The sequence below is a fragment of the Streptomyces sp. Rer75 genome (genome assembly GCF_013414305.1).
Classification (GTDB): Bacteria; Actinomycetota; Actinomycetes; order Streptomycetales; family Streptomycetaceae; genus Streptomyces; species Streptomyces himastatinicus.
The window spans coordinates 5,000,570-5,024,860 of record NZ_CP058693.1 but is presented as its reverse complement, the minus strand read 5'-3'; the positions used below and the strand labels follow the sequence as shown (position 1 = coordinate 5,024,860).

Sequence of the window (24,291 nt, the reverse complement as noted above, 5' to 3'; positions counted from 1 at the left end):
GTCACAGCCACTCGTTGATGGCTGCGACCAGCACTGTCGCTTCGTAGCGGACGGCGAGTTTGTCGTACCGAGTGGCAACGGCCCGGTGCCGCTTGAGCCGGTTGATCCCGCACTCGACCGCGTGCCGTTGCTTGTAGTCGTCCTTGTCGAACTTCGGCGGCCGCCCGCCACGCGATCCACGCTTGAGGCGGTTGCGGACTCGGTCCGCCGGAACCGCAATGGTGGCTTTGATCCCGCGTCTGCGCAGGTAGGAGCGATTGCCGCGGGAATCGTACGCCTTGTCGGCCCGCACCCGGTCCGGGCGCTTGCGCGGCCTGCCGAGCCCCAGCCTCGGAACCCGGATGGCTTCCAGGACCGCTTCGAACTGCGGGGAGTCGCCCCGCTGCCCGGCCGTGATCACGAGGGACAAGGGCTTCTGCCCCTGCTCGACTGCAAGGTGGATTTTGCTGGTCAGTCCGCCGCGGGAGCGTCCGAGGCCGTGGTCGGCCGGCTCGACGAAGATCCCGCCGGGCGGTTCCTTCTGGAGGTCCCCTTTTTCGCCGCTCCCGCGGCGTGCTGATGAGCCCGGCAGACGGTGGAGTCGACGTTGACCTCCCAGGTGATCAGGCCCTTCGCGTCCGCCTCGGCCTGGAGCTGGGTGAGGATCCTTGCCCAGGTGCCGTCCCGCTGCCAGCGCCGGAACAGGTCATAGACCCGGTCCCACGGCCCATAACGTTCGGGCACGTCCCGCCAGGGAGCACCGGTCCGGGTCCGCCACCGTATGCCGTCTATCAGCTGCCTCCGCGTCCACACCTGCGGCCGCCCCGGCTTGATGCCCGTCGGCAGCAGAGGCTCAAGCCGGGCCCACTGGCCGTTCGTCAGATCCCCACGTCCCACAGGAAGTGATCATCAACGAACAAGATCCACTTTCGCAACAGACCCTAGCGGCACATCCATGCGGCGGTCATGCGACCGGCGGCAGGGTGCTGCCGGTGCTGCCGGTGCTGCCGGTGCTGCCGGTGCTGCCAGTGGTGCCAGTGGTGCTACGGGCCGCGGAGGCGACCGTGGCCTCCGCTTCGCGCCGGGTCAGGCCGGTGTGGAGCGCGGCCTCGATGAGGGCCGGGGCCAGTGCGTCCCCCGCGCCCGCCTCGTACGCACGGCAGGCGGCCCAGAACAGCCGGTCGTTGCGCCGCCCCTCCTGGGATTCGCGGACGAACCGTACGAGGGCGGCGTCGCGCCCCGGCGTTCCGGCGGCACTCGGGCGGGCCGTCGCCCGCTCCGGCGGCGTACGCACCGGGGGTTGCACCAGGCTGAGCAGCTCGGGTGGGACGGGGGCGGGGCGCCAGGCGGGGGAGCCGGGCGCCAGGCGGTAGCGGCCGCGTGAGGTGGCCGAGCCGGGGCCGACGAGATAGCCGCCCGTCCCGCGGATGTCGATGCCGGGGGCGATCCGGCCCGCGGAGTTGGGGACGGCGAGCCCGGGCGGCCCGCACAGCCACAGGTGGCGCCCGCCGCCGGGGGTGAGCACGGTGACGGTGCGGGGGACGGTGAAGGCGTACCGGCGGGCCAGCCGTGCGAGTGCGGCGGCGCCGTCGACGCGCGGTTCGTGCTTGAGGTCGAGGTCGACGCCGATGAGGTGGTGCGGTGCGCAGCCGCAGGCGATGCCGTAGCCGGTGGCCCAGGGGGCGGCGGCGAACAGCGCCCGGATCGCCTCCGGGTCGGCGGACGCGTCGTGGACGCCGTGGCCGAGCCGCCCGCAGGCGCCGCGGCAGGGCAGGGGTACGGGGTCGTGGTGGTGAGGGGAGCGCACGGCGGGCAGCTTCGCGCGGGTCAGTGGGATGACGCGGAAGCCATGGGCCGCGGCGGCGAGAGCGTGGGCGAGTGCGGTGTTCGCCATGTCCTCCATTTTCGGACAACTGTCCGATAAGGGGAAGGGGGTCGGCGTGTCGCGGCAGTCCGGGGCGCGAGGGCGCGTCGAGGGTTTGAACGGAGTTCATCATGCTTGCGTGGTAATACGTCGTTCGGTGCGCTTCGTCTGCCGATGCGTGGGCAACTTTCCGTCATGGCAGGTGTTCGCGCATGACCGGCACGAGTGAGTAGTGGTGATTCATTGAGTGAACGGGACGGGTGAGGTCGTTTACGACCGCGCGGCGGCGCTTCGGTGCCGCCGCGCGGTCGTGCTTGCCAGCGCTTGACAGCGTCAATTTATCTGACGGATAGTCAGAAAGCTTTCCCGTGCGGTCGTACGACACCGTCGAGCCCAGGGGAGTCCGCTGCTCATGCACCTCGCCCCCACACCCCGCCAGCGGCAGCTGCGCGAGGAACTCCGCGCCTACTTCCGCGAGCTGATCACGCCGGAGATCCGTGCGGCCCTGCCCGGCGACCCGGCGGCCCAGCGGCGGCTGTTGCGGCGCATCGGCGCCGACGGGCTGCTCGGCCTCGGCTGGCCGGTCGAGTACGGCGGCCAAGGGCGCGGCCCCGACGAGCAGTTCGTCTTCTTCGACGAGGCGTACCGGGCGGGCGCGCCGGTCTCCATGGTCACGCTCAACACGGTCGGCCCGACCCTGATGCGGTACGGCACCGAGGAGCAGAAGCGGTTCTTTCTGCCGCGCATCCTCAGCGGGGAGATCGTCTTCGCTATCGGCTACTCGGAACCTGAGGCCGGAACCGACCTCGCCTCGCTGCGTACGAAGGCCGTGCGCGAGGTGAACGGGGCGAACGGAAGCGGGCGGAACGAGGAGCACCGGACCGGGTTCGGCGCCGATCCCGGTCCCGGTGCCGATGCCGGTCCCGGTGCCGGTCCCGGCGGGGCGGGCGCCGAATCGTGGCGGATCGACGGCGCCAAGACCTACACCAGCAACGCCCAGAACGCCGACTGGATCTGGCTCGCCTGCCGCACCGACCCGGCGGCGCCCAAGCACAAGGGCATCTCGATCATCCTGGTGCCGACCGACGCCCCCGGCTTCTCCTGGACGCCGATCGAGACGGTCGCGGGCCTGACCACGACCGCGACCTACTACGACGCGATCCGCGTCCCGGCCAGCCATCTCGTCGGCGAGGAGAACGGCGGCTGGGGGCTGATCACCACTCAGCTCAACCACGAGCGGGTCGCGCTCGCCGCCATCGGCATGCAGGCCGAGGACTTCTACGAGGCCGTCCTCGCCCACGCCCGTACCCCCGACCCGGACACCGGGGCCCGCCCCGCCGACCAGGACTGGGTACGGGCCCGGCTGGCGGAGGCGCACGCCCGGCTGGCGGCGACCCGGTTGCTCAACTGGCGGCTGGTCGGGGACGTGGGGGCGGGGACGCTGAGCCCGGGCGACGCGAGCGGCGTCAAGTTCGCCGGAACCGAAAGCGCGGTCGCGGTGTATTCACTATGTCAGGAAATCGCGGGAGAGGCGGGAGTGATCCGGTCGGGGTCGCCGGGAGCCTTCGGGGACGGCGAGTTGGAGCGGATGAACAGGGCCGCGCAGATCAACACCTTTGGGGGCGGGGCGAGTGAGGTGCAGAGGGAGATCGTGGCGACGATGCGGCTCGGCATGCGGCGGGGGCGGCGATGACAGCTGAGGCGGCGATGAGCGCCGAGCCGGAGGAGTTGTACGAGAGGCTGAGGGCGTACGAGGGCCGAGTGGCGGCGAGCGGCGGCGAGGGCAGGGACCCGGTCAACGAGCCCATGATCAGGCACTGGTGCGAGGCAATGGGCGACACCAACCCCGCCTATCCGGGCATCGCACCGCCGACGATGCTCCAGGCGTGGACGATGGGCGGGCTCGGCGGACACCCCGGCGGCTCGGCCCGGTCGGAGGCGTATGACGAACTGCTGGCGCTGCTCGACGAGGCGGGCTGCACCGCGGTCGTCGCCACGGACTGCGAGCAGGAGTATCTGCGGCCGCTGCGCCCGGGAGACCGGATCACCTTCGACGCGGTGATCGAGTCGGTGTCGCCGCGCAAGACCACCAAGCTGGGCACGGGCCACTTCGTCACCACGCGGATGGACATCCGGGCGGGCGGTGAGCTGGTCGGGACGCATAGCTTCCGCATCCTCAAGTACGCACCGGTGCGGCGGAAGCCGAAGCGGGAACCGAAGCCGGAACCGGATCAGAAGCCGAAGCAGAAAGCGAAGCAGGAGCCCAAGGCGAGGCGCCCGCGTCCCGTCATCAACCGGGACAACGCGGGGTTCTGGGAGGGAGTCGCCGCCCACCAGCTGCTCATCCAGCGCTGCACCGGGTGCGGGACCCTCCGCTTCCCCTGGCTGCCGGGGTGCGGCGGCTGCGGTTCGCCGGAGTGGGACACGGTCGCGGCGTCCGGCGCGGGCACGGTCTTCAGCTATGTGGTCATGCACCATCCGCCCTTCCCCGCCTTCGATCCGCCGTATGCGGTGGGCCTGATCGAGCTGGCCGAGGGGGTCCGCATCGTCAGCAACATCACGGGGGTGCCGTACGACAAGGTGCGCATCGGGATGCCCGTCGAGCTGGAGTTCCTGCGGGCCGACGAGGAGCTGGAGCTGCCCGTCTTCCGAGGGGCGGTGGCCTGATGGACTTCACGCCCACCCCGGAGCAGCAGGCCGCCCGGGACCTGGCGGCGGAGATCTTCGGCGATCTGTCCACCCATGAGCGGCTGTCGGCGCTCGGCACCGGTGTCGACGCCGAGCTGTGGAAGGCGCTCTGCGCGGCGGGGCTGCCCGCCGCCGTGGAGGAGATCGGCCTGGTCGGTCTGGTGCTGCTGCTGGAGGAGCAGGGCCGGGTGACCGCCCAGGTGCCGCTCGCGGCGAGCTGTGCGTACGGCGTGCTGCCGGTGGCCGTCCATGGCACCGCGGAGCAGCGCGCGCGGCTGTTGCCCGCCCTGCGGGACGGTACGGCGGTGGCGACGGCCGCATACCGGGCCAGTTCACGGCCGACGGCCTCGGCGCGCAAGACCACCGAGGGGTGGGTGCTGACCGGCACGCTCCCGGTGGTCCCCTGGCTGCGGGCGGCGACCCATGTGCTGGTCCCGGCGCTCACGGCGGAGGGGCACACCCGCTGCTTCCTGGTCGAGACCCGGACGGTCCCAGCCCCGACCACCTCAGCCCCGCCTGCCCCTGCCCCGACCACCTCAGCCCCGCCTGCCTCCGCCCCGCCCAGCCCTGCCGCGCACACCTCCGGCGCGCCCGTGCGGACCGAAGCCCCCGTCCGGACCGAATCCGTTGAGACCACCGCCCCCTGGGCGGCGGGGCGGCTCAGGCTCCATGACGCACCCGCCGAGCCGCTCGGCGACGACGGCGTCTGGGCCGATGTGCTCGGCAGGGCCCGTACCGCCTTCGCCGGGTTGCAGGCGGGCGTCTGCCAGGGATCGGTCGCGCGGGTGGTCCACCACACCTCCGTCCGCGAGCAGTTCGGGCGCCCGCTCTCCGCCCAGCAGGGCGTGCTGCTGCGCGCGGCGGATGCCCACATGGACACCGAGGCGATCCGGGTGACGGCCTACGAGGCGGCCTGGCGCCACGACCAGCATCTGCCCGCGGCCACCCATGCGCTCACCACCGCCTGGTGGGCCTGTGAGGCGGGCAGGCGGGTCGTCCACGCGGGGCAGCATTTGCACGGCGGGATCGGCGCCGACGTGGAGCACCCGGTGCACCGGCACTTCCTGTGGGGGCGGCAGTTGGACGCGTATCTGGGTCCCGCCCCCGCCCTGCTGGCCGAGCTGGGCACCCTGCTCACGGAGGAGGCGGCCGCATGACGGTCACGGTCCGTGCGGGCGAGTCGCTGCCCCCGCTGCGCATCCCGATCACCCGGACGCTCATCGTCTCCGGCGCCCTCGCCTCACGGGACTACCAGGATGTGCACCACGACGCCGAGGCGGCCAGGGAGAAGGGCTCCCCGGACATCTTCATGAACATCCTGACCACCAATGGCCTGGTCGGGCGGTACATCACCGACCACTTCGGGCCGCGGGTCCGCCTCCGGAAGGTTGCCATCCGGCTCGGTGCCCCCAACTATCCCGGGGACGAGATGGTGCTGACCGGCGAGGTCACCTCGGTCGCCGACGGCACGGCGGAGGTCGCGGTGACCGGGACGAACGCCCTTGGCCGCCATGTGACCGGCACGGTCACCGTGGAGCTGCCCATCGGCTCCCCGACCGGAGCGGTCCGATGAGCGCCCGCCGACCGGACCGGCTCGGAGGGCGGGCCGCCATCGTGGGCATCGGCGCCACCGAGTTCTCCAAGGACTCCGGCCGCAGCGAGCTGACACTCGCGGCCGAGGCCGTCCGGGCGGCGCTGGACGATGCGGGGATCGCCCCGGCCGAGGTCGACGGGCTGGTCACCTTCACCATGGACACCAGCCCCGAGATCACCGTGGCCCAGGCATGCGGCATCGGCGAGCTGACGTTCTTCTCACGGGTGCACTACGGCGGGGGCGCCGCCTGCGCCACCGTGCAGCAGGCCGCGCTCGCCATCGCCACCGGGGTGGCCGAGGTCGTCGTCTGCTACCGCGCGTTCAACGAGCGCTCCGGGCGCCGCTTCGGATCCGGGGTGCAGCACCGCGAGCCGTCGGCCGAGGGCGCGGCGCTCGGCTGGTCGCTGCCCTTCGGTCTGCTCACCCCCGCCTCCTGGGTCGCCATGGCCGCGCAGCGCTATCTGCACACCTACGGTCTGACGCCCGAGGCCTTCGGTCAGGTGGCCGTCGTCGACCGCCGTCATGCCGCCACCAACCCGGCCGCGTATTTCCACGGCAAGCCGATCACCCTGGCCGACCATGCCGCCTCCCGCTGGATCGTGGAGCCGCTGCGGTTGCTCGACTGCTGTCAGGAGACGGACGGCGGCCAGGCGATCGTGGTCACCAGCGTCGAGCGGGCCCGCGATCTCCCGCGCCCGCCCGTCGTGATCACGGCGGCGGCGCAGGGCTCGGGCCGGGCGCAGGAGCAGATGACGAGCTTCTACCGGGACGATCTCTCCGGGCTGCCGGAGATGGGCGTGGTCGCGCGGCAGCTGTGGAGCGGCAGCGGGCTGACCCCCGCGGACATCGATGTGGCCATCCTCTATGACCACTTCACGCCGTTCGTGCTGATGCAGCTGGAGGAGTTCGGCTTCTGCGGGCGGGGCGAGGCGGCCGGATGCGTCGCCGAGGGCGCGCTGCCGCTCAACACCCATGGCGGTCAGCTCGGCGAGGCCTATCTGCACGGGATGAACGGAATAGCGGAGGCCGTCCGCCAGATACGCGGCACCGCCGTCAACCAGGTGCCGCACGCCGCCCGTGCACTGGTCACCGCGGGCACCGGGGTACCGACATCCGGGCTTCTCCTCGGCGCAGACGGCTGAACCACGCGCGTGTCTGCGGCCCCGGCCGTCCGGTGTCCACATTCACTCCTCATATGAACCGAGGAAAGAAGAGCAGATGGATGTTCATGGGCTGGGCTGCCAGTCTGATCGCGGTGCTGGCCACTTCGATCAGCGGTCCCGCCTCCGCCTCGGCGGAAGCTCTCCCCGACCCCCGTCCCCTGGGCGCCAAGGTCTTCCAGGGCTGGGGCTTCGACACCTGCCACGCCCCCACGCTCGCCGCCCTGCGCGCGTGGAACGTCTCCCGGTACCGCGCCGTCGGCGTCTACTACGCGGGCCGCGGCCGGGCCTGCCCCAGCCAGCCCAACCTCAGCGTCTCCTGGATGCGCGGGGTGAAGAGCATGGGGTGGCATGTGCTGCCCATCTTCGTGGGGTCCCAGTCCCCCTGCGTCCGCAACAAGAACAAGAAGCACGTCGCCATCGGCAGCACGCCCTGGGCACAGGGGCGCAAGGAGGGGAAGGACGCGGTGGCCCGCGCGAAGGCGCTGGCGATGAAGAAGCGCAGCGCGCTCTATCTGGACATGGAGGCGTACGACCAGGGGAAGGCGAGCTGCGCGGCCACCACGCTCTCCTTCATCCGCGGCTGGAACCGCGAGGTGCGGTCGCACGGCTTCTTCCCCGGTTTCTACAGCAGCGCCGAGTCAGGGGTGCGCCATCTGGAGAAGTCCCGGAAGGCGGGGGTCCGTGATCTCCCCTCCGTGATGTGGTTCGCGCGCTGGAACGGGAAGGCGGCGCTGGCCGGTGAGCCGGTGCTGGCCAAGACGGCCTGGCATCCGCACCGCCGTATCCATCAGTACGTGGGCAATGTGAAGGAGAAGCACGGCGGCCGGACGCTCCAGATCGACCGCAACAAGGTGGACGCGCCGGTCGCGATCATCAGCTGAGCCGTCGGCGGACCGTCGGCCGGAGGAGGGCCCTCTCCGGCATGACCCTGACGGCACAACCCTGACGGAAGTCCCACCCTCTCCATCCGCAGGAGGTGTTGCCAGCCCTACCCCTACAACCTCAGGCTGATTCGGCTTCGGCACTTGTGGCCGATCCGCGGTGAGCCGCTCACTCCCTAGCGTTGGGACATGACCACGACCGTGTGCCCAGGGGCTTCCCCCGCCGCGTTCCCGTCGTTCACCTCGTACGTACGGGCCCGGGGGCCGATGCTGCTGCGCACCGCCCGCTCGCTGACGCCCAACGCCTGTGACGCCGAGGATCTGCTCCAGACCGCGCTGACCAAGACGTACATAGCGTGGGAGCGGATCGAGGACCACAAGGCGCTGGACGGTTATGTGCGCCGGGCGCTGGTCAACACCCGGACCTCCCAGTGGCGCAAGCGCAAGGTCGACGAGTTCGTGTGCGAGGAGCTGCCCGAGCCGGACCCGGTCCCCGCCCCCGACCCCGCCGAGCAGCAGGTCCTGCGCGACATGATGTGGCGCGCGGTGCTGCGGCTGCCGGACCGTCAGCGGGCCATGGTCGTCCTCAGGTATTACGAGGACCTGAGCGAGGCCCAGACGGCGGAGGTGCTCGGGGTGTCCATCGGCACGGTCAAGAGCGCCGTCTCCCGCGCCCTCGGCAAGCTCCGCGAGGACCCCGAGGTGTGCCGCGCGGCCTGACGGCGAGCGCTCCGACGGCGACGGGGGCGCCGGGGCGAGGTGTTCCAGGGAACCGGGGGTCTCCGGGGCCAAGCTGGGTAGTGACATACCGGCCGGTCGCTTGCACAATCGGCGGACTACCCGCGCGTAACCGTAAAACCCTGGAGGCCACGGTGCTCAGCACGATGCAGGACGTACCGCTGACCGTGACCCGCATCCTCGAGCATGGAGCGCTGGCCCACGGCACGGCTCAGGTGGTCACCTGGACCGGTGGCGGCGAGCCGCAGCGCCGTAGCTTCCACGATGTGGGCCTGCGCGCCACCCGGTTGGCGAACGCGCTGCGCGACGAGCTGGGGGTCGAGCAGGGGCAGACCGTCGGCACGCTCCTGTGGAACAACTGCGAGCATCTGGAGGCCTATCTCGCGGTCCCCTCCATGGGCGCCGTGCTGCACACCCTCAATCTCCGGATGCCCACCGGCCAGCTGACCTGGATCATCAACCACGCCGCCGACCGCGTGATCGTGGTGAACGGTTCGCTGCTGCCGCTCCTCGCCCCGCTGCTGCCCGAGCTGGGTTCCGTGGAGCACATCGTCGTCACCGGGCCGGGCGACCGTTCCGTGCTGGACGGGTGCCGGGCCGGCGTGCACGACTACGAGGAACTGATCGAGGGCCGTCCCGAGCGCTACCCCTGGCCGGTGACCGACGAGCGCCGGGCCGCGGCCCTGTGCTACACCTCCGGCACGACCGGCGACCCCAAGGGCGTGGCCTACAGCCATCGCTCCATCTATCTGCACTCGATGCAGGTCAACAGCGCCGAGGCCTTCGGGATGTCCGCGAAGGACACCCTGCTGCCCGTGGTGCCCATGTTTCACGCGAACGCGTGGGGTACTCCGCACGCCGCGTTCATGGCGGGCGCCTCGATGGTGATGCCCGACCGCTTCCTCCAGCCCGCGCCGCTCGCCGACATGATCGAGGCCGCCCGGCCCACCCTCGCCGCCGCTGTCCCCACCATCTGGCAGGGACTGCTCACCGAACTCAACACCACGCCACGGGACGTATCGAGCCTCACCCATGTCTACATCGGCGGGTCGGCCTGTCCGCCGTCCCTGATGAAGACGTTCGAGGAGCGGCACGGCATCCGGGTCGTGCACGCGTGGGGCATGACGGAGCTGTCGCCGCTCGGGTCCATGGCCCATCCGCCCGCCGGGCTCACGGCGGAGGAGGAGTGGCCGTACCGGGTGACGCAGGGCCGGTTCCCGGCCTCCGTGGAGTACCGGCTGATCGCGCCCGACGGCGCGGTCGTGCCCCCGGACGGGCAGGCGGTCGGCGAGCTGGAGGTGCGCGGACCGTGGATCGCGGACGCGTACTACGGCGGGGCGGCGGGCGAGCCCATGCGGCCGGAGGACAAGTTCACCCAGGACGGCTGGCTGAAGACCGGCGACGTCGGCACGATCTCCCCGGACGGCTATCTGACCCTGACCGACCGGGCGAAGGACGTCATCAAGTCGGGCGGCGAATGGATCTCGTCGGTCGAGCTGGAGAACCACCTGATGGGCCATCCGGAGGTCGCCGAGGCGGCGGTGGTGGCGGTGCCCGACGAGAAGTGGGACGAGCGCCCGCTCGCCACGGTGGTGCTGAAGGAGGGCGCCACCGTGGACTACGCGGGGCTGCGGGAGTTCCTCGCCCAGCGCATCGCGCGCTGGCAGCTGCCGGAGCGCTGGGCCCTGATCCCGGAGGTGCCGAAGACGAGCGTCGGGAAGTTCGACAAGAAGGTCATCCGGAAGCGGTACGCGGACGGGGAGCTGGAGGTGACCACGCTCGACTGAGGGCGTGCGCCGACGGCCGTTCTCCTCGGCCGGCTCCGCGCCTCCCGCCGGTTCCGCGCCTCCCGCCGACTCCGCGTCTCCCGCCGGTTCCGCGCCGTCAGCCGGTTTTCAGGTGCTGCCGGGTCTTCAGTTGGTGCCGATCTTCGCCAGCAGGTCGACGATGCGGGCCTGCACCTCCGCGCTCGTCGAGCGCTCCGCGAGGAACAGCACCGTCTCGCCCGAACTGAGCCGCGTCAGGTTCGCCGGGTCGATGTCCGCGGAGGTGTAGACGACCAGCGGGGTGCGGTTGAGCAGCCCGTTGCCGCGCAGCCAGTCGACGATCCCGGCCCGGCGGCGGCGTACCTGCATCAGGTCCATCACCACCAGGTTCGGCCGCATACGTCCCGCGAGCGCCACCGCGTCCGCGTCCGTCGCGGCCCGGGCGACCTGCATGCCGCGCCGCTCCAGCGCCGCCGTCAGCGCCGCCGCGATCGGCTCGTGCTCCTCGATCAGCAGGACGCGCGGCGGATGTTGTTCGCTGTCGCGCGGGGCGAGCGCCTTGAGCAGGACGGCCGGGTCGGCCCCGTACGCCGCCTCCCGCGTCGCCTGGCCGAGACCCGCCGTCACCAGCACCGGCACCTCGGCGGCGACCGCCGCCGCCCGCAGCGACTGGAGCGCCGTCCGGGTGATCGGCCCGGTCAGCGGGTCGACGAACAGCGCCGCCGGATACGCGGCGATCTGCGCGTCCACCTCCTCACGGGAGTTCACGATCACCGGGCGGTAGCCGCGGTCGCTCAGCGCCTGCTGCGTGGACATGTCCGGCGCGGGCCACACCAGGAGGCGGCGCGGGTTGTCCAGCGGCTCCGGGGGCAGTTCGTCGTCGGGCGGCGGGGTGCGGTCGTCGACGATCTCGATGGCCCCGTTGGGCCCGTCCAGCGGCTCCGGCCCCTCCGCGCCCTCGTCCGGCGCGCCGATCGCGAAGGCGCGCCCCGAACTCTGCGGCGAGGCCGGGCGGGGCGGCTGCGGCCCCGGGCCGGGCTGGGTGCGCGGCTGTGCTCCGGGCGGGGGCCCGGCCTGGCCGGGGGCCTGTGCCGGGGCCTGGGGGTGGGCGCGGGTGCCTGCGGGCTCCAGTTCCGCCGAGGTGTTCTGGCTCGCCATGTCGGGCCGGGCGGCCAGCTTGCGCCGCCTGCCGGACCCCGCGGTGGACGTACCACCGGAAGGCGTCTGGGGCTGCTGCGGCTGGGGAGTGCGCTGGTGTTCGCTGACCTGCTGCGCGAACGGCACCCCCTGGCCCAGCGTGCGCACGCTGAACGCGCGCCCCTGAGTGGTGTCCGCGCCCTGCGGAGCGCCCTGCTGAGGGCTTTGAGGAGCCTGGGGGGCCTGGCGTGCGTTCTGGGGCGGACCCTGGGGCGGTGCGGTGCGCGGCGCCTCGGGAGGCAGCTGCTGCGGAGGGGGCTGTGCCCCGGGCGCGGGCTCCGGCTGCTCCTCGGCCAGCGGGCGCCGGGCGCGGCGGCGCCCGGTGGGCTGGGCAGCCTGCTGGCCGCCGAGGGAGTCCTGCGGGGCCTCGCCCCAGGCGGGCTGCTGCTGTTCGGGGGTGCGGGCGGCGGGGAGCGACGGCATGGCGGACTCACCTGTACCGGCGCCCGGCCCGGCACCTGTACCGGCACCTGGTCCGGCGCCCGGCCCGGCCGTGCCCGGACGCGGCGCCTGCGGCCCGCCCTGCCCCTGGTTCTGGCCCTGCTGGGCCGGTGCCTGCGGGGCCTGCTGCGGGCTCTGACCGGGACTGGACGGCCAGCGTCCGCCCCGCGCGGTGCCGCCCGGGGGCACGGGCTCGCCCCGTACGGCCAGGCCACCGCCCTGCGGCTGGGCCTGCGCCTGTGGGGCGCCGATGCGCGGGTCGCGGCCGCCGGGCTGCGCCGGGACCAGCCCGGCGGGCCCCGCAGGGCCCAGCTCGGGTGGCAGCGCACCGGGCTGGGCCCGGTCGGCCGCGGCCGGCGGCAGCGCGAACGGGGACCGTGCCACGCCGGGTTCCCCCGCGGGCTGCGGCTGGGGCTGCGGCTGCGCCTGGCGTTGCGGTTGGGACTGAGGCTGGGGCCGACCCTGCTCCGGCACCGACCGGTTCGGCGCCTCGGACAGCGGGCGCCGGGCGCGGCGGCGCCCGGTGGGCTGGCCCGCCTGCTCGCCCTCGGTGGAGTCCTGGGGCGCGTCGCCCCACGCGGGCTGCTGCTGTTCCGGGGTGCGGGCGGCGGGGAGCGCGGGCATGGCGGATTCGCCAGAACCGGCCGCGCCCTGACCGTTCGCGTCGGCCGCCGCCGGAGGCAGGGCGAACGGGGAGCGGCCTCCGACCTGGCCACCCTGCTGGGACTGGGCCGGATACGGACCCCCGGCCTCCTGGGCCGGGGAGCCGCGCCGCCGACCGCCCGCGGCCGGGGGCTGCGGCTGAGCGGCCATGCCCTGCGGCGGTACGACGCCCATCGCGGCGGGGCCGACCGGCTGCGGACCATGCTGACCCTGCGCACCGTGCGAACCCTGCGCACCGTGCGGACCGGCACCGGCGCCCTGGCCGTCCGTACCGTCGCCCGCGACCGCCGAGGGGGCCTCGTCGGGCGCCGGGCGCGCCCGGCGCCGCCCGGTCGGCCGCGGCTGGTCCTGCTCGCCCGGCGCGTTCTGCTGCTGCGGATCGGCACCGGCTTCCGCGGGGAGCGCGGTGGATACGGAACGGTTCTGCGCGCCGCTCGTGTCCGCCGCCGGGCCGCCGCCCTGCGGATCGCCGGAGCCGGGGGCGCCGTTCGGATCGCTGTCCGCACCGCCGCCGGACGTGCTCGTGGACGCGCCGGTTCCGCCGCCGGAGGTGCCCTGGCCCTGCGTACCCTGCGTGCCGTCCGCGCTCCCGGACGCCGCCTGGGCGTCGGCCTTCGCGCGCTCCTGGTCCGCGGCCGCCGCCGAGATCGGCACCTCCAGGACATAGGCGTGCCCGCCCATGCCCGGCATCTCGTGCGTCTGGAGCACACCGCCGTGGCGGCGCACGATCCCGCGCACGATCGGCTCGTGCACCGGGTCGCCGCCCGCGTACGGACCGCGGACCTCGAACCGTACGACGTTGCCGCGCTGCGCCGCCGCGACCACGATCGTCGAGTCCCCGGACGCGCCGCCCCCGCCCGAGGCGGTCTTGCCGGTCGAGTCGACCCCGGCCACGTCCGCGATCAGATGGGCGAGCGCCTGGGCCACCCGCTGCGGGTCCACTTCGGCCTCGATCGGCGGGGCGTGCACGGCGAACTGCGCGCGCCCCGGGCCGATCAGCTCGACCGCGCCCTCCACACCGGCCGCCACGACCTCGTCCATCGAGACCGCGCACCGGGCCAGCGGTTCGCCGTCCGCGTCGAGCCGCTGATAGCTCAGGACGTTGTCGACGAGCGTGGTCATCCGGGTGTACCCGGCGGCCAGGTGGTGCAGGATCTGGTTGGCCTCGGGCCACAGCTGCCCGGCCGGGTCGTCGGCCAGGACGCCGAGTTCGCTGCGCAGCTCCTGGAGCGGACCGCGCAGCGACTGGTCGAGCACCGCGAGCAGCTGGCCGTTGCGGGCGGCGAGGGCGTCCAGCCGCTCCGCGTACGTCTGCCGCTCCCGGTCGAGCTGCGCCTGAAGCTCCTCCATCGCCTTGGCGTGCTCGTCGCGGAGCTCCTCCAGCTCCTTGCCGTGCTGCGCCGTGAGGCTCTCCACCTCCTCGGCGTGCTTCGAGACGAGGGCTTCCTCGGCGCGCCGGTCGGTGAAGGTCATGACGGCGCCGACGAGTTGCTCGCCGTCCCGTACGGGCGCGGTCGTCAGGTCGACCGGTACCGCGCTCCCCTCCTTGGCCCACAGCACCTGGCCGCGCACCCGGTGCTTGCGGCCGGAGCGCAGGGTGTCGGCGAGCGGGGACTCCTCGTACGGGAAGGGGGAACCATCCGGGCGCGAGTGGTGTACAAGAGAGTGAAGTTCCTGACCGCCCAGGTCACTGGCCCGGAAACCGAGGATCTGCGCCGCGGCCGGGTTGACGAGGACCACCTTGCCCTCGGTGTCCACGCCGACCACGCCCTCCGCCGCCGCGCGCAGAATCATCTCGGTCTGGCGCTGCTGGCGGGCGAGTTCGGCCTCGGTGTCGAGCGTCCCGGTCAGGTCGCGGACGATGAGCATCAGCAGCTCGTCGCCCGTATAGCTGTACTGATCGGCGTACGGAGTCCGCCCGTCCTCCACGTTCGCGCTGGTCACCTCAACGGGGACCTGGGTCCCGTCGGTGCGCCGCGCGATCATCCGGGTCGGCTTGGTGCCGCTGGTCCGTTCCGCGTCCGCGGGCCTGCGCATCGACCCGGGGATCCGATTGGGATCGAAGGAGGGGAGGAGGTCGAGCAGACCACGGCCCACGAGCGCGGTGCCCGGCGTCTCGAAGGACTCCAGCGCGATGTGGTTGGCGTTGACGATCGTGCCGTTGCAGTTGACCAACAGCAGCGCGTCGGGAAGGGCGTCGAGTATCGCTGCGAGGCGAGCAGCGCCTCGGGATGGCCTGCTGCTCACGACGACGCTTCCTCCCTGACTTACCGCACCTTGCTGACACCCGCGGTCATTGTGCCGCCCGTCCGTGGAGTGTCTCAGGGGAGTCTACGGGCACCAAGGGCGGGCGCGGCGGTAGATGAGAGGGAGGTCGCAGCACGACGTGCACGTCTCGGCGCACGCCCGGACAAACCTCTCGGCCCCCTCCGCCGCACACTCCCGGCCCAATCCCCAGGTCAGCTCCCAGGCAGACGCAAAACGATCGAGAAACGGTTCCACCGGGCGATTTCACACCCGTTCGTTCGCGTAAAGCGAGCATTGACGGGACGGCCCGCCCAGCGCCCCCGCACCGTCGCCGTGGCCTCCCCGCCGTACTGACTCGTGCACATCGCCCCGGGCGGCACCGGCGCGAACGGATCCCGGCCCCACTCGGTCTGCGCGTCCAGCTGACGGCAGGCGGCCCGGGCCCGGGGGTGCGTACCGCCGGTGGGGTGGCACGCCAGCACGTACCGCACGGTGTCGAAGTGCCGGCCCGTCTCGCTCACCCTGACCACGAGACGGTCGGAACTCTCCCCGTCGTACGACACCGGCAGCGGCAGCGGCGTGGCCCCCGCGGGGCTCAGCGCGGCCACGGTGGCGGCGACAGCGGCGGCGGTGGTGACGGCGAGGCGATGCAGCAGGGGCATGTCAGTACTCCTGGTGTGATCGGACCGGGGCACGCTGCCCCTGCCCCTGCTAACGCGCCTCCGCCGCGCGCGTTGCGCCGCCATCCGCATTGGGCATTGGGCTGCTGCCAAAGGCGGTGTGCTGGGCGGTCCTGCACCACCTGCATCGAGGGCTCGTCTAGAGCCCCGGTCGATCACGACCGGGGCTCTTGTGCGTACGCCCTCCGAGTGACGAACCCCCTCCGCAGCGTCACCCCACCGACGCCCTCCACCGAGCCACCCCGCGCCGCGCCGCCCGGGCCTCCTCCCCTGTTGCCATGACCGGCCTCGCGAGCCTCAAAACAGGTATTTGCCCAGGTCAGAGTGGGTGAGGGAAACGGATTTCGCGTGACGGCGCAGGTCATGTAATGTTGTCCCCGCAACGCCGACCGGCAAGAAAAACCGCCGGGAAGCCAAGCGCTCGTAGCTTAACGGATAGAGCACTTGACTACGGATCAAGAGGTTGCAGGTTCGAATCCTGCCGAGCGCGCAGCAGCTCAGAGGGCCCTTCCAGAGATGGAAGGGCCCTCTTGCGTTGCCTGTTGACGGCGGTCGTTGACGGCAACCGCCGAGCGCTCCGATCAGACGGCGACCAGGGCACCGCCCGCGCCGTCATCATCGTCCGGGCCGTCGCCGTCACGCAGGGCATCGCCGACGCGGTCGAAGGCGGAGCGCTGCGAGTCGAGCCGGACGAAGGTGTAGATGTCCATCGTCACGCGGATCAAGGCGGCCCGCTTGCGCGCGCAGCGCGCGCTGGCGGCCTGTGGCCGCTGCCCGCTCCTGTCTGCCGTCCCGCTCAGCGGCGCCCCCGGGCCACTCAGCGCGCCGGCCCGACTCAGCGCTCCACCAGACACAGTCAGCAGCCGGAACACCTGCGTCCGTGCATGCCGCCGATCGCAGTGGGTGCTCCGAGGAAGGAGTACGGCCAGGCCCACGTGCCCGACCGGGCGGCTGTCGAGCGGCGGCTACGCAAGGCGGTTTACATGGCCGGCCGTCTGCCGACTGCGTTTATCGCTGTTGTGCGCGCAGGAACGGCCAGCGGCGAGGGAGGGGTGGCTGGGTCAGAGGCATGTCGGTCGTCGACTCCGGCTCGATGTGGCCGGCCGCCGTACTGCCGCCGTCACGCATGCGGGCGCGTGAGCAGACGTGCTGCCTCGGACGTGGCGGGTGGGGAGCAGCTGCTGCCGCGTGGTGGTTCGGCCCGTCGTGGTCGCTCCGCGTCGGTTCCCGTATCGCCGTGGCTGGCCAGCGTGTCGTAGACGCTTCGGTCATCGCCAGCATGGAACCCACCTCGCCGTGCATGCCTCGCACTTGTCACCACCTCTTTCTTTACCTGGGGTCATCGGGGACAAGGCAGTGCCGAAGCGAGCGGCCCGGCTCCCTTCCCGCGGAACGGGTCGGAGCGAGAAAGGGAGCCGGACCGCTGACGGCGGACGGTGCAGGGTCCGCCGCCCCCGGGCGCGATGGGTGCCATTTGCGGAATGGCGAACGGGGTGATGTCCACCCCACAGCCACCACACGCCGGGGTTGAGGGCGGAAGCTGCGGGTCCTTCCCCATGGGCAGCAGCTCCCGCCCGGTCTTCAGGTCACCGGTCGCGCTCCTGAGCGAGGCCGGCGTTGTCGAGCAGGAACTGCAACGTGTAGCCCAGGCTGCGCACGTGCCAGTCAGCGGACTGCAAGCCGGAGCCGAGGCCCTGAGCCAGCTCGTGCGGGATGGTCTTCAACCTGCTCTGCTTCTCGTACCAGACCACGGTGCCCCGATTCAGACGGGCGATCTGCTTCTCTGCCAGCGGCATCAGTGCCTGGACGTGCTCCACCAGTGCGTTGTACAGATCACGCAGTTCCTCGTACGGGGGCAGCGCCGTCCGCTTCACCAGGGCGCGGACGATTGCCGCCTCGATCTCGTCGACGTCCACGTCTGCTCGAAGAGTCTTGTCGGTGCCCATGAGACGCATCCTCTGGCCATTCGCCAGGACGTAGGAACCACCGCCAATTCCCACTTGGGGACGTCCCGCGTCGGGTAAAACGTCCCTAGTGCCGTCCCCGGATGCAGAGAGAGACTCGGATGCCGAACGAAAGGCTACGCGCCGCCATGGCCGCTGGCTGCTGGACGTACGCCAACCTCGCGGAGAAGGTCGAAGTGGACCCCAAGTCCGTTGAGCGATGGGTGAACCTCGGGCGTACGCCGCGCCGCGCCACAGCTATGAAGGCGGCTGAAACCCTGGGAGAAGACGTGCACGCACTATGGCCATCGCTCCGGCAGTCGCGCCCCGCCCGCGCGGTGAGCCCCGAACTCGTCGCGCTCTACGACCAGCGAGCGGACATCCCTGTGTCCGCGTTCGTGGACATGCTGGCCCAGGCCCGCGAGCGCATCGACGTCCTGGTGTACGCCGCCGTCTTCCTGCACGAGGCGTACCCCCGGCTCAACGACCTCTTGCAGGAGCGAGCCGCCGAAGGCTGCGCGGTCCGTATCGCCATCGGCGACCCCGACAGCGAGAACGTTCGGCTGCGCGGCGAGGAGGAGAAGTTCGGGCACGGGATCGAATCCCGCTGCCGCCTAGCGCTCATGCACTACCGGTCCCTCATCGGGACGTCGGGCATCGAGGTGCGGACCCATGGCACGACGCTCTACAACTCGATCTACCGCGCCGATGACCAAGTGATGGTCAATGCCCATGTCTGGGGCGTGAATGCTTTTGCTGCCCCTGTGTGGCATCTGCGGCGAAGTGGGGTAGGCGGGATGTTCGACACCTACGCCGCCAGCTTCGATGCGGTGTGGGCGACAGGGACACCCGTAGAGGAAGACTGACCGTGGCACGAACCGAGTACTACGACGACCCGAACGCACCCGAGCCGAACAGCTTGGTGGTCGCCGCGTCCGCCGTCGTCACCGACGAGGAAGGCCGGATTCTCCTTCAGCGCCGCCGGGACAACGACCTTTGGGCGCTCCCGGGCGGCGGCATGGAGATGACCGACTCATTGCCGGGGACAGCGGTCCGTGAGGTCAAGGAAGAGACCGGGTTGGACGTTGAGATCACGGGTCTCGTCGGCACGTACACAGACCCGTGCCACGTCATCGCTTACACGGACGGTGAGGTACGCCGACAGTTCAACGTCTGCTTCACGGCCCGAGTGGTCGGCGGCCAGCTCGCCATCTCGGACGAGTCCACCGAGCTGCGATTCGTCCGGCAGGAAGAGCTGGACGAGCTGCCCATGCACCACACGCAGCGACTGCGTATCCAACACTTCCTGGAGCACCGCGAGCGCCCCTACCTAGGTTGATAAACGTCGATTCACTCAGGGGTGGCTGCCCATCGGATCAAGTCCGCTGGCGTGCACCTCTAGAGTCACGTTCTCCGGTCTGAGACATGGTTTCCCGAGCCGCAGATCGACTCGGGTGTCCCAGGCCAGAGTGGTGCGAGGACGGTTACTCGTGGGCGTCCTCTGCCGGGGTCGGCCACCCTCCGACGGCCCAGGGGGCGAGTCACTGGCTCCCCGATCTGTGACGGCGCGATCACGATCAGTTGGGCCTCCGCTAGCATGGGAACGTGCGGTCAAGTTGCTGTACTCCGTGCCTATTCGTCTGCTTGGGGGGCCTTAATGGCGGAGAAGAAGATCAGTCCGGTTGCATACTCGGCCCTGGGGGACGCCCTCGCCCTGATCTTCTGGTATAAGAAGACGCTTGCGAAGTTTTTGCGGTTGGCTTTGCGTGAGTATCCGGAATTGCTTACTGGTTTGGACCTGGAGATCGCACAAAAGCGAGAAACGGCCACGACTCTTGTTGGTCGACTTGCAGCCAGTGAGCATCGCTATCAGGATGTAACCGTATCCTTGATGGTCGAGATCTCCTCGATGAAGAATTTTCGTGAGCTGGAGCAACTAGAAGATCAGCAGTGGTTGGAGCGCGCCCGCCAGGCAGTCGCTGAGCTTCAGGACTTGACGAAGCAGCACAGACAATCGGCCGAGGAGCACACACGCTTCGAAAGGGAGCTCGCGGAAGCCGTTGAGGAGGCAGAGAGGGGGCGCGCGATTAGTGGCGCCCTGGCATCCCTGAAGGAGAAGTTTTTGATCCTGGGGTCTGATCCAGATCCTCAGGCTCGTGGGCGCACGTTCGAGACGTTCCTGAACGAGTTGTTCGCTCTCTGGGATTTCTACCCACGGGCCGCCTATTCCCTTGAGCGAGAGCAGATCGACGGAGCTTTCACCTTCGATACGGACGACTATATCCTTGAGGCGAAGTGGCTTAAGAGTGTCGTGTCGCGGGAGCAGCTAGACGTGTTTGCGAAGAAGGTTGAACGAAAGGGGCGTAACGCTCTGGGGTTGTATGTGAGTGTCAACGGATTCAGCGGGGATGGCTTGGCGGAATACGCGTCAAGCTCACCATTCATCACTATGGATGGATCGGATATCTACACGGTCCTCGATGGCCGAATCTCACTCGACGACCTGTTCATGCGCAAGCGCCGTCACGTGAATGAGACTGGAAGTTGCTTCTTCCCAGCGGCCGGGATGTTCAGCGAATAGCGCGACTCAAGCCGCGCCGCAGCGACACCCGCGCCGTGCGCGGGCCTTGCATAGGCAGAGAAGATTGGATCGCTGGGGCTGGGGGTGGACACCAATCTCCGAGTGGCGAGGACTGAATGGAGTCCGGGCCACTGGTAGCCACAGTTGACATCAATGCTGACATCAACGAGGGCACACACAACCGGTCAGTCGCTCGCCGTGACTCGCTGCCGGGGAGGTCGAGCGGAGCCCTGCCCGCACCCTGCCCAAACCTACGGATCAAGAGGTTGCAGGTTCGAATCCTGCCGAGCGCGCAGTAACTCAGAGGCCCCTTCCGAACATCGGAAGGGGCCTCTGGCGTATGTGCTCAGTGGCGCCCCCGGGGCCGGGCAAGGGCTCACTGGTCCTGGACCGGCGGGCAGTAGCCGGTGTCCTCGCCGATGGTGTTGATTTCGGCGTTGGATCGCGAGTCTCCCGCGTAGTTGATCTGGTCGGTGCAGCTCACGCCGGGCTTCTTGGGGGTGCCCGAGGGCTTGTCGTTGGCGGCGCCCTGGGCGGTCTTGGCCGTGGCGGAGGGGGACTGCGGGGCACTTGCCGAGGGGGATGAGGAGGGGGACGAGGCGCCGGTGTCGCCGTCCTGGCAGGCGGTGAGCCCGAGCGCGGCGACGGCGATGATCACGGCGGCGGCGGCCTTGCGGCCGTGGCGGAGGGCGGTGCGGTGCGACATGGTGTTCCCCGTTTTCTCGATGTGGTGTTCCGGGCTCGTGAGAACAAGGCTGTCGGCCACCGCTGATGATCTACCGCCGTATGGCTAACGCCCCACTAATGCCCGAAGAGTGACCCGGCGGGCCGCTGTCGCTCTGGTGCCGGCGGCCGGGGTTGGACGTCGAAGGGATGGACGCCGACGCGGGCGTCATCGCGGCGGCGCGGGAGGCCGGGGGTGGTCCTCGGTATCGTCAGGTCGATGTGCGCGATGCGCACCTTCCGGATGGCCACTACGACTTCATCTCGTGCATCGCCAGCCTCCACCACATGCCGTTCGAGACGGTGCTGACGTTGCGGAGGGCCCTTGCCCCGGGCGGGGTTCTGGCGGTGCTGGGGCTCTATCCGGTCAGGACGGTGACCGACTTCGTGTGGGCCCTCCCGGCGCTGTCCCTCCTCAGGGCCGACCGGCTGCTGGGCAGGCGCCGCGCCGCTCCAGCCGTGCAGATCCCGCTCGTCTGGCCGCCGCCGCTGTCGTACGCCCGAACGCGCGCCGAATCCGCCCGCCTCCTGCCCGGTTCGACGCTGCGCCGTCTGCTGCTCTGGCGGTATCTGCTGGTGTACCGGGCTTAGCCCGCGGTGAAGGTGAGGTCGGCGGCGCGGGCGATGATCTCGATCTCGTCGCCCAGGGCCCATTCGGCGACGCGCGACGCCATCGCCGCCGGTACGGCGTCGCTGATGTCCGCCGCCGCCGGGATGTCGTACGTCGCGTGGGAGTCGTGGGGCATGACCACCCGGTAGCCCAGCTCCAGGGCCGTGCGCGCTGTCGCGCTGACGCACATCTCGGACATCACCCCGCATACGGCCAGTGCGCGTACGCCCTGTTCGGTGAGGAGAGCGCCCAGCCGCGTTTTGTGGAAGCCGTCGTCCTCCGTCTTGCGGATCACGACCTCCCGATGGCTTTCGCGGACCGGCAGGTGCAGTTCCCAGCCCGGGGTCTTCGGTTCGTCGGGCGCGCCCGTGGGGCCGTCGTTCTGGAGGTGGACGATGAGCGAGCCACCGGCGCGTGCCCTGGCGATCAGGTCGGTGATCCGGTCGAGGAGCCGGGGTGCCTCGGGAACCGCGTCGGGGCCCGCGACGAAGGCCGACTGGACGTCGATCACGATCAGGGCCTGGGCGGGCGCCACGGGGTGGGTCATGGGGCGATTGTTCCGGACGGTCCCGCGACCAGGGTAGGGCCGGGGCGTTAGCGATGCGTTAGTGGTGTGCCACTGGGGTGTTATCAGGGCACTAGCGCGGATCGGCACGGTAGTTGGTGCGAGAGTCGCACCCATCGATCCAGGGGGATCCCATGTCGCACATCACGCTCACCAGCCGGGGCAAGGTCGTCGTCGCCACGATGGCGGCGGTGGCGGCCATGGGGGTTACGGCTTGTCAGGGCAGCGAGCCCAAGCCCGAGGGCAAGGCGCCCGTGTCCGCCGCCTCGCAGGCCGGGCAGGCCGGGCAGGACGGGCAGGACGGGCAGGACGGGCAGGGCAGCGACGCGACGGGCTCGGCGGGCGGTGAGGAGATCGGGTCGAAGGCCGGAAGCGCCGGAAGCGCCGGCAGCGCTGGAAGCGCGCGGTGTGAGTCCTCGTCGATGGGTCTGCGCGTGGGGAGGGCCGACATCGGGGCGGGCAACATCCGGTACTCACTGGTGTTCACCAACAAGGGGAAGAGCGCCTGCACGCTGAACGGGTTCCCCGGGGCGTCGCTGCTGGACAGGGACGGGCAGGCGATCGGGAAGCCGGCCGAGCGGGAGGGGGCCAAGGGGAAGCCCGTCACGGTGGCCGCCGGGGGCAGCGCGCATGCCGTGCTGCACACGATCAATGACGGCCTCTCGGACAAGCCGTGCTGGAAGAGCGCCCCTCTGGTGCAGGCCTACCCGCCCGGGTCGAAGGAGGCCATGACCGCGCGGGTCTCCTCGGGTCTGCGGGTGTGCGGGGACGAGTTCACCGTGACGGCTGTGACGCCCGGGGCCGGTGCGTAGGCGGGGGCGTAGGTCGGGGCGTAGGCCCGGGCGTGCGGAACCGATTTCCCTCAGCGAGATGAATCGCGTAGTGTTGCATTCACCGACGCGGGGTGGAGCAGCTCGGTAGCTCGCTGGGCTCATAACCCAGAGGTCGCAGGTTCAAATCCTGTCCCCGCTACTTGAGATCGAGGGCCCGGCACCAGAAATGGTGCCGGGCCCTCGATCGTGGTTCCACCGCCGTACGGTGATCCGTATGACTGATCCTGACGCCGTCCCGGTCCGTCGCTTCTGGCAGGGGCTCGGGCTGCCCGGAATCATCGACGTGCACACGCACTTCATGCCGAAGAACGTCCTGGACAAGGTCTGGGCGTACTTCGACGCCGTCGAGCCGCTGGTCGGCTTGGAGTGGCCCATCACCTACCGCCAGGACGAGGCCGAACGGCTCGGGATCATCCGGGAGTTCGGGGTGCGGGCCTTCACCTCGATGGTCTACCCGCACAAGCCCGGCATGGCGGCGTGGCTGAACGAGTGGGCGGCCGGGTTCGCCGCCCGTACGCCCGACTGCCTGCACACGGCGACCTTCTTCCCTGAGCCGGGCGTCGAGGAGTACGTGGGCGCGGCGCTGGACGGCGGGGCGCGGGTGTTCAAGTCGCATGTGCAGGTGGGGGCGTACGACCCGGGCGACGCGCTGCTCGATCCGGTGTGGGGGATGCTCGCCGAGGCCGGCACGCCCATCGTCATCCACTGCGGTTCGGGCCCGGCGCCCGGCAAGCACACCGGCCCCGAACCGGTGGCCCGGCTGCTGGCCCGGCATCCGCGGTTGCGGCTGGTCATCGCGCACATGGGGCTGCCGGAGTACGCGGACTTCCTGGGTCTCGCGGAGCGGTACGAGGGGGTGCACCTGGATACGACGATGGCGTTCACCGACTTCTCCGAGAGCCACTGGCCGTTCCCGCCGGAGGAGCGGGGACGGCTCGGTGCGCTCGGCGACCGGGTGCTGTTCGGGAGCGACTTCCCCAACATCCCGTACGGGTACGGGCACGCCCTGGAGGCGCTGACCCGGCTGGATCAGGACGACGCCTGGCTGCGGGGGGTGTGTTACGGGAACGCGGCGCGGCTGTTCGGCCTGTGACGCCTGTGATGCCCGTGACGCCGGCGACCGGTGACCGTCATG

The 24,291-nt window shown here is 70.9% G+C and carries 22 protein-coding genes and 2 tRNA genes; 16 read left to right on the top strand and 8 right to left on the bottom strand.

Annotated elements, in window-relative coordinates; genetic code table 11:
- Position 1: 1 nt before the first annotated feature.
- A protein-coding gene (locus HYQ63_RS21230; protein ID WP_373689008.1) for an IS5 family transposase occupies positions 2-876 on the bottom strand; the annotation gives its coding sequence in 2 pieces (ribosomal slippage) (positions 2-483 and positions 483-876; 876 coding nt in all).
- Between the two features lie 67 nt (positions 877-943).
- On the bottom strand, positions 944-1,873 hold the full coding sequence (locus HYQ63_RS21225) for a bifunctional DNA primase/polymerase (protein ID WP_257231997.1): 930 nt from the start codon (positions 1,871-1,873) through the stop codon (positions 944-946).
- Between the two features lie 382 nt (positions 1,874-2,255).
- On the opposite strand from HYQ63_RS21225, the gene HYQ63_RS21220 reads away from it, so the two are divergent.
- From HYQ63_RS21220 to HYQ63_RS21185, 8 genes are all read left to right on the top strand, one after another.
- Positions 2,256-3,536, top strand: coding sequence for an acyl-CoA dehydrogenase family protein (locus HYQ63_RS21220; RefSeq protein ID WP_179935380.1), 1,281 nt, complete (start codon positions 2,256-2,258; stop codon positions 3,534-3,536).
- Positions 3,533-4,510 carry a bifunctional MaoC family dehydratase N-terminal/OB-fold nucleic acid binding domain-containing protein gene (locus HYQ63_RS21215; RefSeq protein WP_257231996.1) on the top strand — a complete coding sequence of 326 codons (978 nt, stop codon included), beginning with the start codon at positions 3,533-3,535 and terminating at the stop codon, positions 4,508-4,510. Before HYQ63_RS21220 ends, HYQ63_RS21215 begins: the two co-directional genes overlap by 4 nt.
- Positions 4,510-5,688: an acyl-CoA dehydrogenase family protein gene (locus tag HYQ63_RS21210; protein WP_179935379.1), complete on the top strand. Its 1,179-nt coding sequence runs from the start codon at positions 4,510-4,512 to the stop codon at positions 5,686-5,688. Before HYQ63_RS21215 ends, HYQ63_RS21210 begins: the two co-directional genes overlap by 1 nt.
- Entirely contained in the window at positions 5,685-6,104 is a 420-nt protein-coding gene (locus HYQ63_RS21205) for a MaoC family dehydratase (RefSeq protein ID WP_179935378.1), read from the top strand. Before HYQ63_RS21210 ends, HYQ63_RS21205 begins: the two co-directional genes overlap by 4 nt.
- Positions 6,101-7,267: a lipid-transfer protein gene (locus HYQ63_RS21200; protein ID WP_179935377.1), complete on the top strand. Its 1,167-nt coding sequence runs from the start codon at positions 6,101-6,103 to the stop codon at positions 7,265-7,267. Before HYQ63_RS21205 ends, HYQ63_RS21200 begins: the two co-directional genes overlap by 4 nt.
- Before the next feature lie 53 nt (positions 7,268-7,320).
- Positions 7,321-8,169 carry a DUF1906 domain-containing protein gene (locus HYQ63_RS21195; RefSeq protein WP_179935376.1) on the top strand — a complete coding sequence of 283 codons (849 nt, stop codon included), beginning with the start codon at positions 7,321-7,323 and terminating at the stop codon, positions 8,167-8,169.
- A gap of 189 nt (positions 8,170-8,358) precedes the next feature.
- Positions 8,359-8,889, top strand: a complete 531-nt coding sequence (locus HYQ63_RS21190; RefSeq protein WP_179935375.1) for a SigE family RNA polymerase sigma factor — start codon at positions 8,359-8,361, stop codon at positions 8,887-8,889.
- 152 nt (positions 8,890-9,041) lie between these two features.
- Complete coding sequence (locus HYQ63_RS21185; protein ID WP_179935374.1) at positions 9,042-10,694, top strand: long-chain fatty acid--CoA ligase; 1,653 nt, start codon at positions 9,042-9,044, stop codon at positions 10,692-10,694.
- Between the two features lie 126 nt (positions 10,695-10,820).
- Here the strand turns inward: HYQ63_RS21185 and HYQ63_RS21180 are convergent, their stop codons facing one another.
- Both HYQ63_RS21180 and HYQ63_RS21175 read right to left on the bottom strand, forming a co-directional pair.
- Positions 10,821-15,221: a PAS domain-containing protein gene (locus tag HYQ63_RS21180; RefSeq protein WP_179935373.1), complete on the bottom strand. Its 4,401-nt coding sequence runs from the start codon at positions 15,219-15,221 to the stop codon at positions 10,821-10,823.
- Positions 15,222-15,433: 212 nt separating this feature from the next.
- Positions 15,434-15,883 carry an SSI family serine proteinase inhibitor gene (locus HYQ63_RS21175; RefSeq protein WP_179935372.1) on the bottom strand — a complete coding sequence of 150 codons (450 nt, stop codon included), beginning with the start codon at positions 15,881-15,883 and terminating at the stop codon, positions 15,434-15,436.
- 435 nt (positions 15,884-16,318) lie between these two features.
- Between HYQ63_RS21175 and HYQ63_RS21170 the strand changes: the two genes are divergently transcribed.
- Positions 16,319-16,391 (top strand) — tRNA-Arg (locus HYQ63_RS21170).
- A 91-nt stretch (positions 16,392-16,482) separates the two neighbouring features.
- On the opposite strand, the gene HYQ63_RS44830 is transcribed toward HYQ63_RS21170, so the two are convergent.
- Both HYQ63_RS44830 and HYQ63_RS21165 read right to left on the bottom strand, forming a co-directional pair.
- Positions 16,483-16,611 carry a hypothetical protein gene (locus tag HYQ63_RS44830; RefSeq protein WP_257231995.1) on the bottom strand — a complete coding sequence of 43 codons (129 nt, stop codon included), beginning with the start codon at positions 16,609-16,611 and terminating at the stop codon, positions 16,483-16,485.
- 876 nt (positions 16,612-17,487) lie between these two features.
- Positions 17,488-17,847 carry a DUF6415 family natural product biosynthesis protein gene (locus HYQ63_RS21165; protein WP_179935371.1) on the bottom strand — a complete coding sequence of 120 codons (360 nt, stop codon included), beginning with the start codon at positions 17,845-17,847 and terminating at the stop codon, positions 17,488-17,490.
- A 119-nt stretch (positions 17,848-17,966) separates the two neighbouring features.
- Here HYQ63_RS21165 and HYQ63_RS21160 point away from each other — a divergent pair, with 119 nt between their 5' ends.
- The 3 genes from HYQ63_RS21160 to HYQ63_RS21150 all read left to right on the top strand — a co-directional run bounded on the left by HYQ63_RS21160 (position 17,967) and on the right by HYQ63_RS21150 (position 20,425).
- The gene (locus tag HYQ63_RS21160; RefSeq protein ID WP_179935370.1) at positions 17,967-18,710 is read left to right on the top strand and encodes a helix-turn-helix transcriptional regulator; all 744 of its coding nucleotides are present in this window, start codon (positions 17,967-17,969) and stop codon (positions 18,708-18,710) included.
- Between the two features lie 2 nt (positions 18,711-18,712).
- The gene (locus HYQ63_RS21155; protein ID WP_179935369.1) at positions 18,713-19,183 is read left to right on the top strand and encodes an NUDIX domain-containing protein; all 471 of its coding nucleotides are present in this window, start codon (positions 18,713-18,715) and stop codon (positions 19,181-19,183) included.
- Positions 19,184-19,501: 318 nt separating this feature from the next.
- Entirely contained in the window at positions 19,502-20,425 is a 924-nt protein-coding gene (locus HYQ63_RS21150) for a restriction endonuclease (RefSeq protein ID WP_179935368.1), read from the top strand.
- A gap of 376 nt (positions 20,426-20,801) precedes the next feature.
- On the opposite strand, the gene HYQ63_RS21145 is transcribed toward HYQ63_RS21150, so the two are convergent.
- Positions 20,802-21,131: a hypothetical protein gene (locus HYQ63_RS21145; RefSeq protein ID WP_179935367.1), complete on the bottom strand. Its 330-nt coding sequence runs from the start codon at positions 21,129-21,131 to the stop codon at positions 20,802-20,804.
- Between the two features lie 167 nt (positions 21,132-21,298).
- Between HYQ63_RS21145 and HYQ63_RS21140 the strand changes: the two genes are divergently transcribed.
- Positions 21,299-21,739 (top strand): class I SAM-dependent methyltransferase, encoded by a 441-nt coding sequence (locus HYQ63_RS21140; protein ID WP_373689126.1) that lies wholly within the window; start codon positions 21,299-21,301, stop codon positions 21,737-21,739.
- Here HYQ63_RS21140 and HYQ63_RS21135 read toward each other — a convergent pair.
- Positions 21,736-22,305, bottom strand: a complete 570-nt coding sequence (locus tag HYQ63_RS21135) for a cysteine hydrolase family protein (protein ID WP_179935366.1) — start codon at positions 22,303-22,305, stop codon at positions 21,736-21,738. The two genes, HYQ63_RS21140 and HYQ63_RS21135, sit on opposite strands and share 4 nt — an antisense overlap.
- 152 nt (positions 22,306-22,457) lie before the next feature.
- On the opposite strand from HYQ63_RS21135, the gene HYQ63_RS21130 reads away from it, so the two are divergent.
- The 3 genes from HYQ63_RS21130 (at position 22,458) to HYQ63_RS21120 (ending at position 24,249) form a co-directional block, all read left to right on the top strand.
- Positions 22,458-23,135 carry a DUF4232 domain-containing protein gene (locus HYQ63_RS21130; protein ID WP_179935365.1) on the top strand — a complete coding sequence of 226 codons (678 nt, stop codon included), beginning with the start codon at positions 22,458-22,460 and terminating at the stop codon, positions 23,133-23,135.
- An 86-nt stretch (positions 23,136-23,221) separates the two neighbouring features.
- Positions 23,222-23,295 (top strand) — tRNA-Met (locus HYQ63_RS21125).
- A 75-nt stretch (positions 23,296-23,370) separates the two neighbouring features.
- Complete coding sequence (locus tag HYQ63_RS21120; RefSeq protein ID WP_179935364.1) at positions 23,371-24,249, top strand: amidohydrolase family protein; 879 nt, start codon at positions 23,371-23,373, stop codon at positions 24,247-24,249.
- Positions 24,250-24,291: the final 42 nt, after the last annotated feature.

Excerpts from the sequence above, each read along its gene's own strand:
- HYQ63_RS21205 (WP_179935378.1), top strand. The coding sequence starts at position 5,685 with ATGACGGTCACGGTCCGTGCGGGCGAGTCGCTGCCCCCGCTGCGCATC.
- HYQ63_RS21165 (WP_179935371.1), bottom strand. The coding sequence starts at position 17,847 with ATGGGCACCGACAAGACTCTTCGAGCAGACGTGGACGTCGACGAGATC.
- HYQ63_RS21175 (WP_179935372.1), bottom strand. The coding sequence starts at position 15,883 with ATGCCCCTGCTGCATCGCCTCGCCGTCACCACCGCCGCCGCTGTCGCC.
- HYQ63_RS21215 (WP_257231996.1), top strand. The coding sequence starts at position 3,533 with ATGACAGCTGAGGCGGCGATGAGCGCCGAGCCGGAGGAGTTGTACGAG.
- HYQ63_RS21195 (WP_179935376.1), top strand. The coding sequence starts at position 7,321 with ATGAACCGAGGAAAGAAGAGCAGATGGATGTTCATGGGCTGGGCTGCC.
- HYQ63_RS44830 (WP_257231995.1), bottom strand. The coding sequence starts at position 16,611 with ATGGACATCTACACCTTCGTCCGGCTCGACTCGCAGCGCTCCGCCTTC.
- HYQ63_RS21145 (WP_179935367.1), bottom strand. The coding sequence starts at position 21,131 with ATGTCGCACCGCACCGCCCTCCGCCACGGCCGCAAGGCCGCCGCCGCC.
- HYQ63_RS21190 (WP_179935375.1), top strand. The coding sequence starts at position 8,359 with ATGACCACGACCGTGTGCCCAGGGGCTTCCCCCGCCGCGTTCCCGTCG.
- HYQ63_RS21210 (WP_179935379.1), top strand. The coding sequence starts at position 4,510 with ATGGACTTCACGCCCACCCCGGAGCAGCAGGCCGCCCGGGACCTGGCG.
- HYQ63_RS21140 (WP_373689126.1), top strand. The coding sequence starts at position 21,299 with ATGGACGCCGACGCGGGCGTCATCGCGGCGGCGCGGGAGGCCGGGGGT.
- HYQ63_RS21150 (WP_179935368.1), top strand. The coding sequence starts at position 19,502 with ATGGCGGAGAAGAAGATCAGTCCGGTTGCATACTCGGCCCTGGGGGAC.
- HYQ63_RS21135 (WP_179935366.1), bottom strand. The coding sequence starts at position 22,305 with ATGACCCACCCCGTGGCGCCCGCCCAGGCCCTGATCGTGATCGACGTC.
- HYQ63_RS21225 (WP_257231997.1), bottom strand. The coding sequence starts at position 1,873 with ATGGCGAACACCGCACTCGCCCACGCTCTCGCCGCCGCGGCCCATGGC.
- HYQ63_RS21200 (WP_179935377.1), top strand. The coding sequence starts at position 6,101 with ATGAGCGCCCGCCGACCGGACCGGCTCGGAGGGCGGGCCGCCATCGTG.
- HYQ63_RS21160 (WP_179935370.1), top strand. The coding sequence starts at position 17,967 with ATGCCGAACGAAAGGCTACGCGCCGCCATGGCCGCTGGCTGCTGGACG.
- HYQ63_RS21220 (WP_179935380.1), top strand. The coding sequence starts at position 2,256 with ATGCACCTCGCCCCCACACCCCGCCAGCGGCAGCTGCGCGAGGAACTC.
- HYQ63_RS21130 (WP_179935365.1), top strand. The coding sequence starts at position 22,458 with ATGTCGCACATCACGCTCACCAGCCGGGGCAAGGTCGTCGTCGCCACG.
- HYQ63_RS21120 (WP_179935364.1), top strand. The coding sequence starts at position 23,371 with ATGACTGATCCTGACGCCGTCCCGGTCCGTCGCTTCTGGCAGGGGCTC.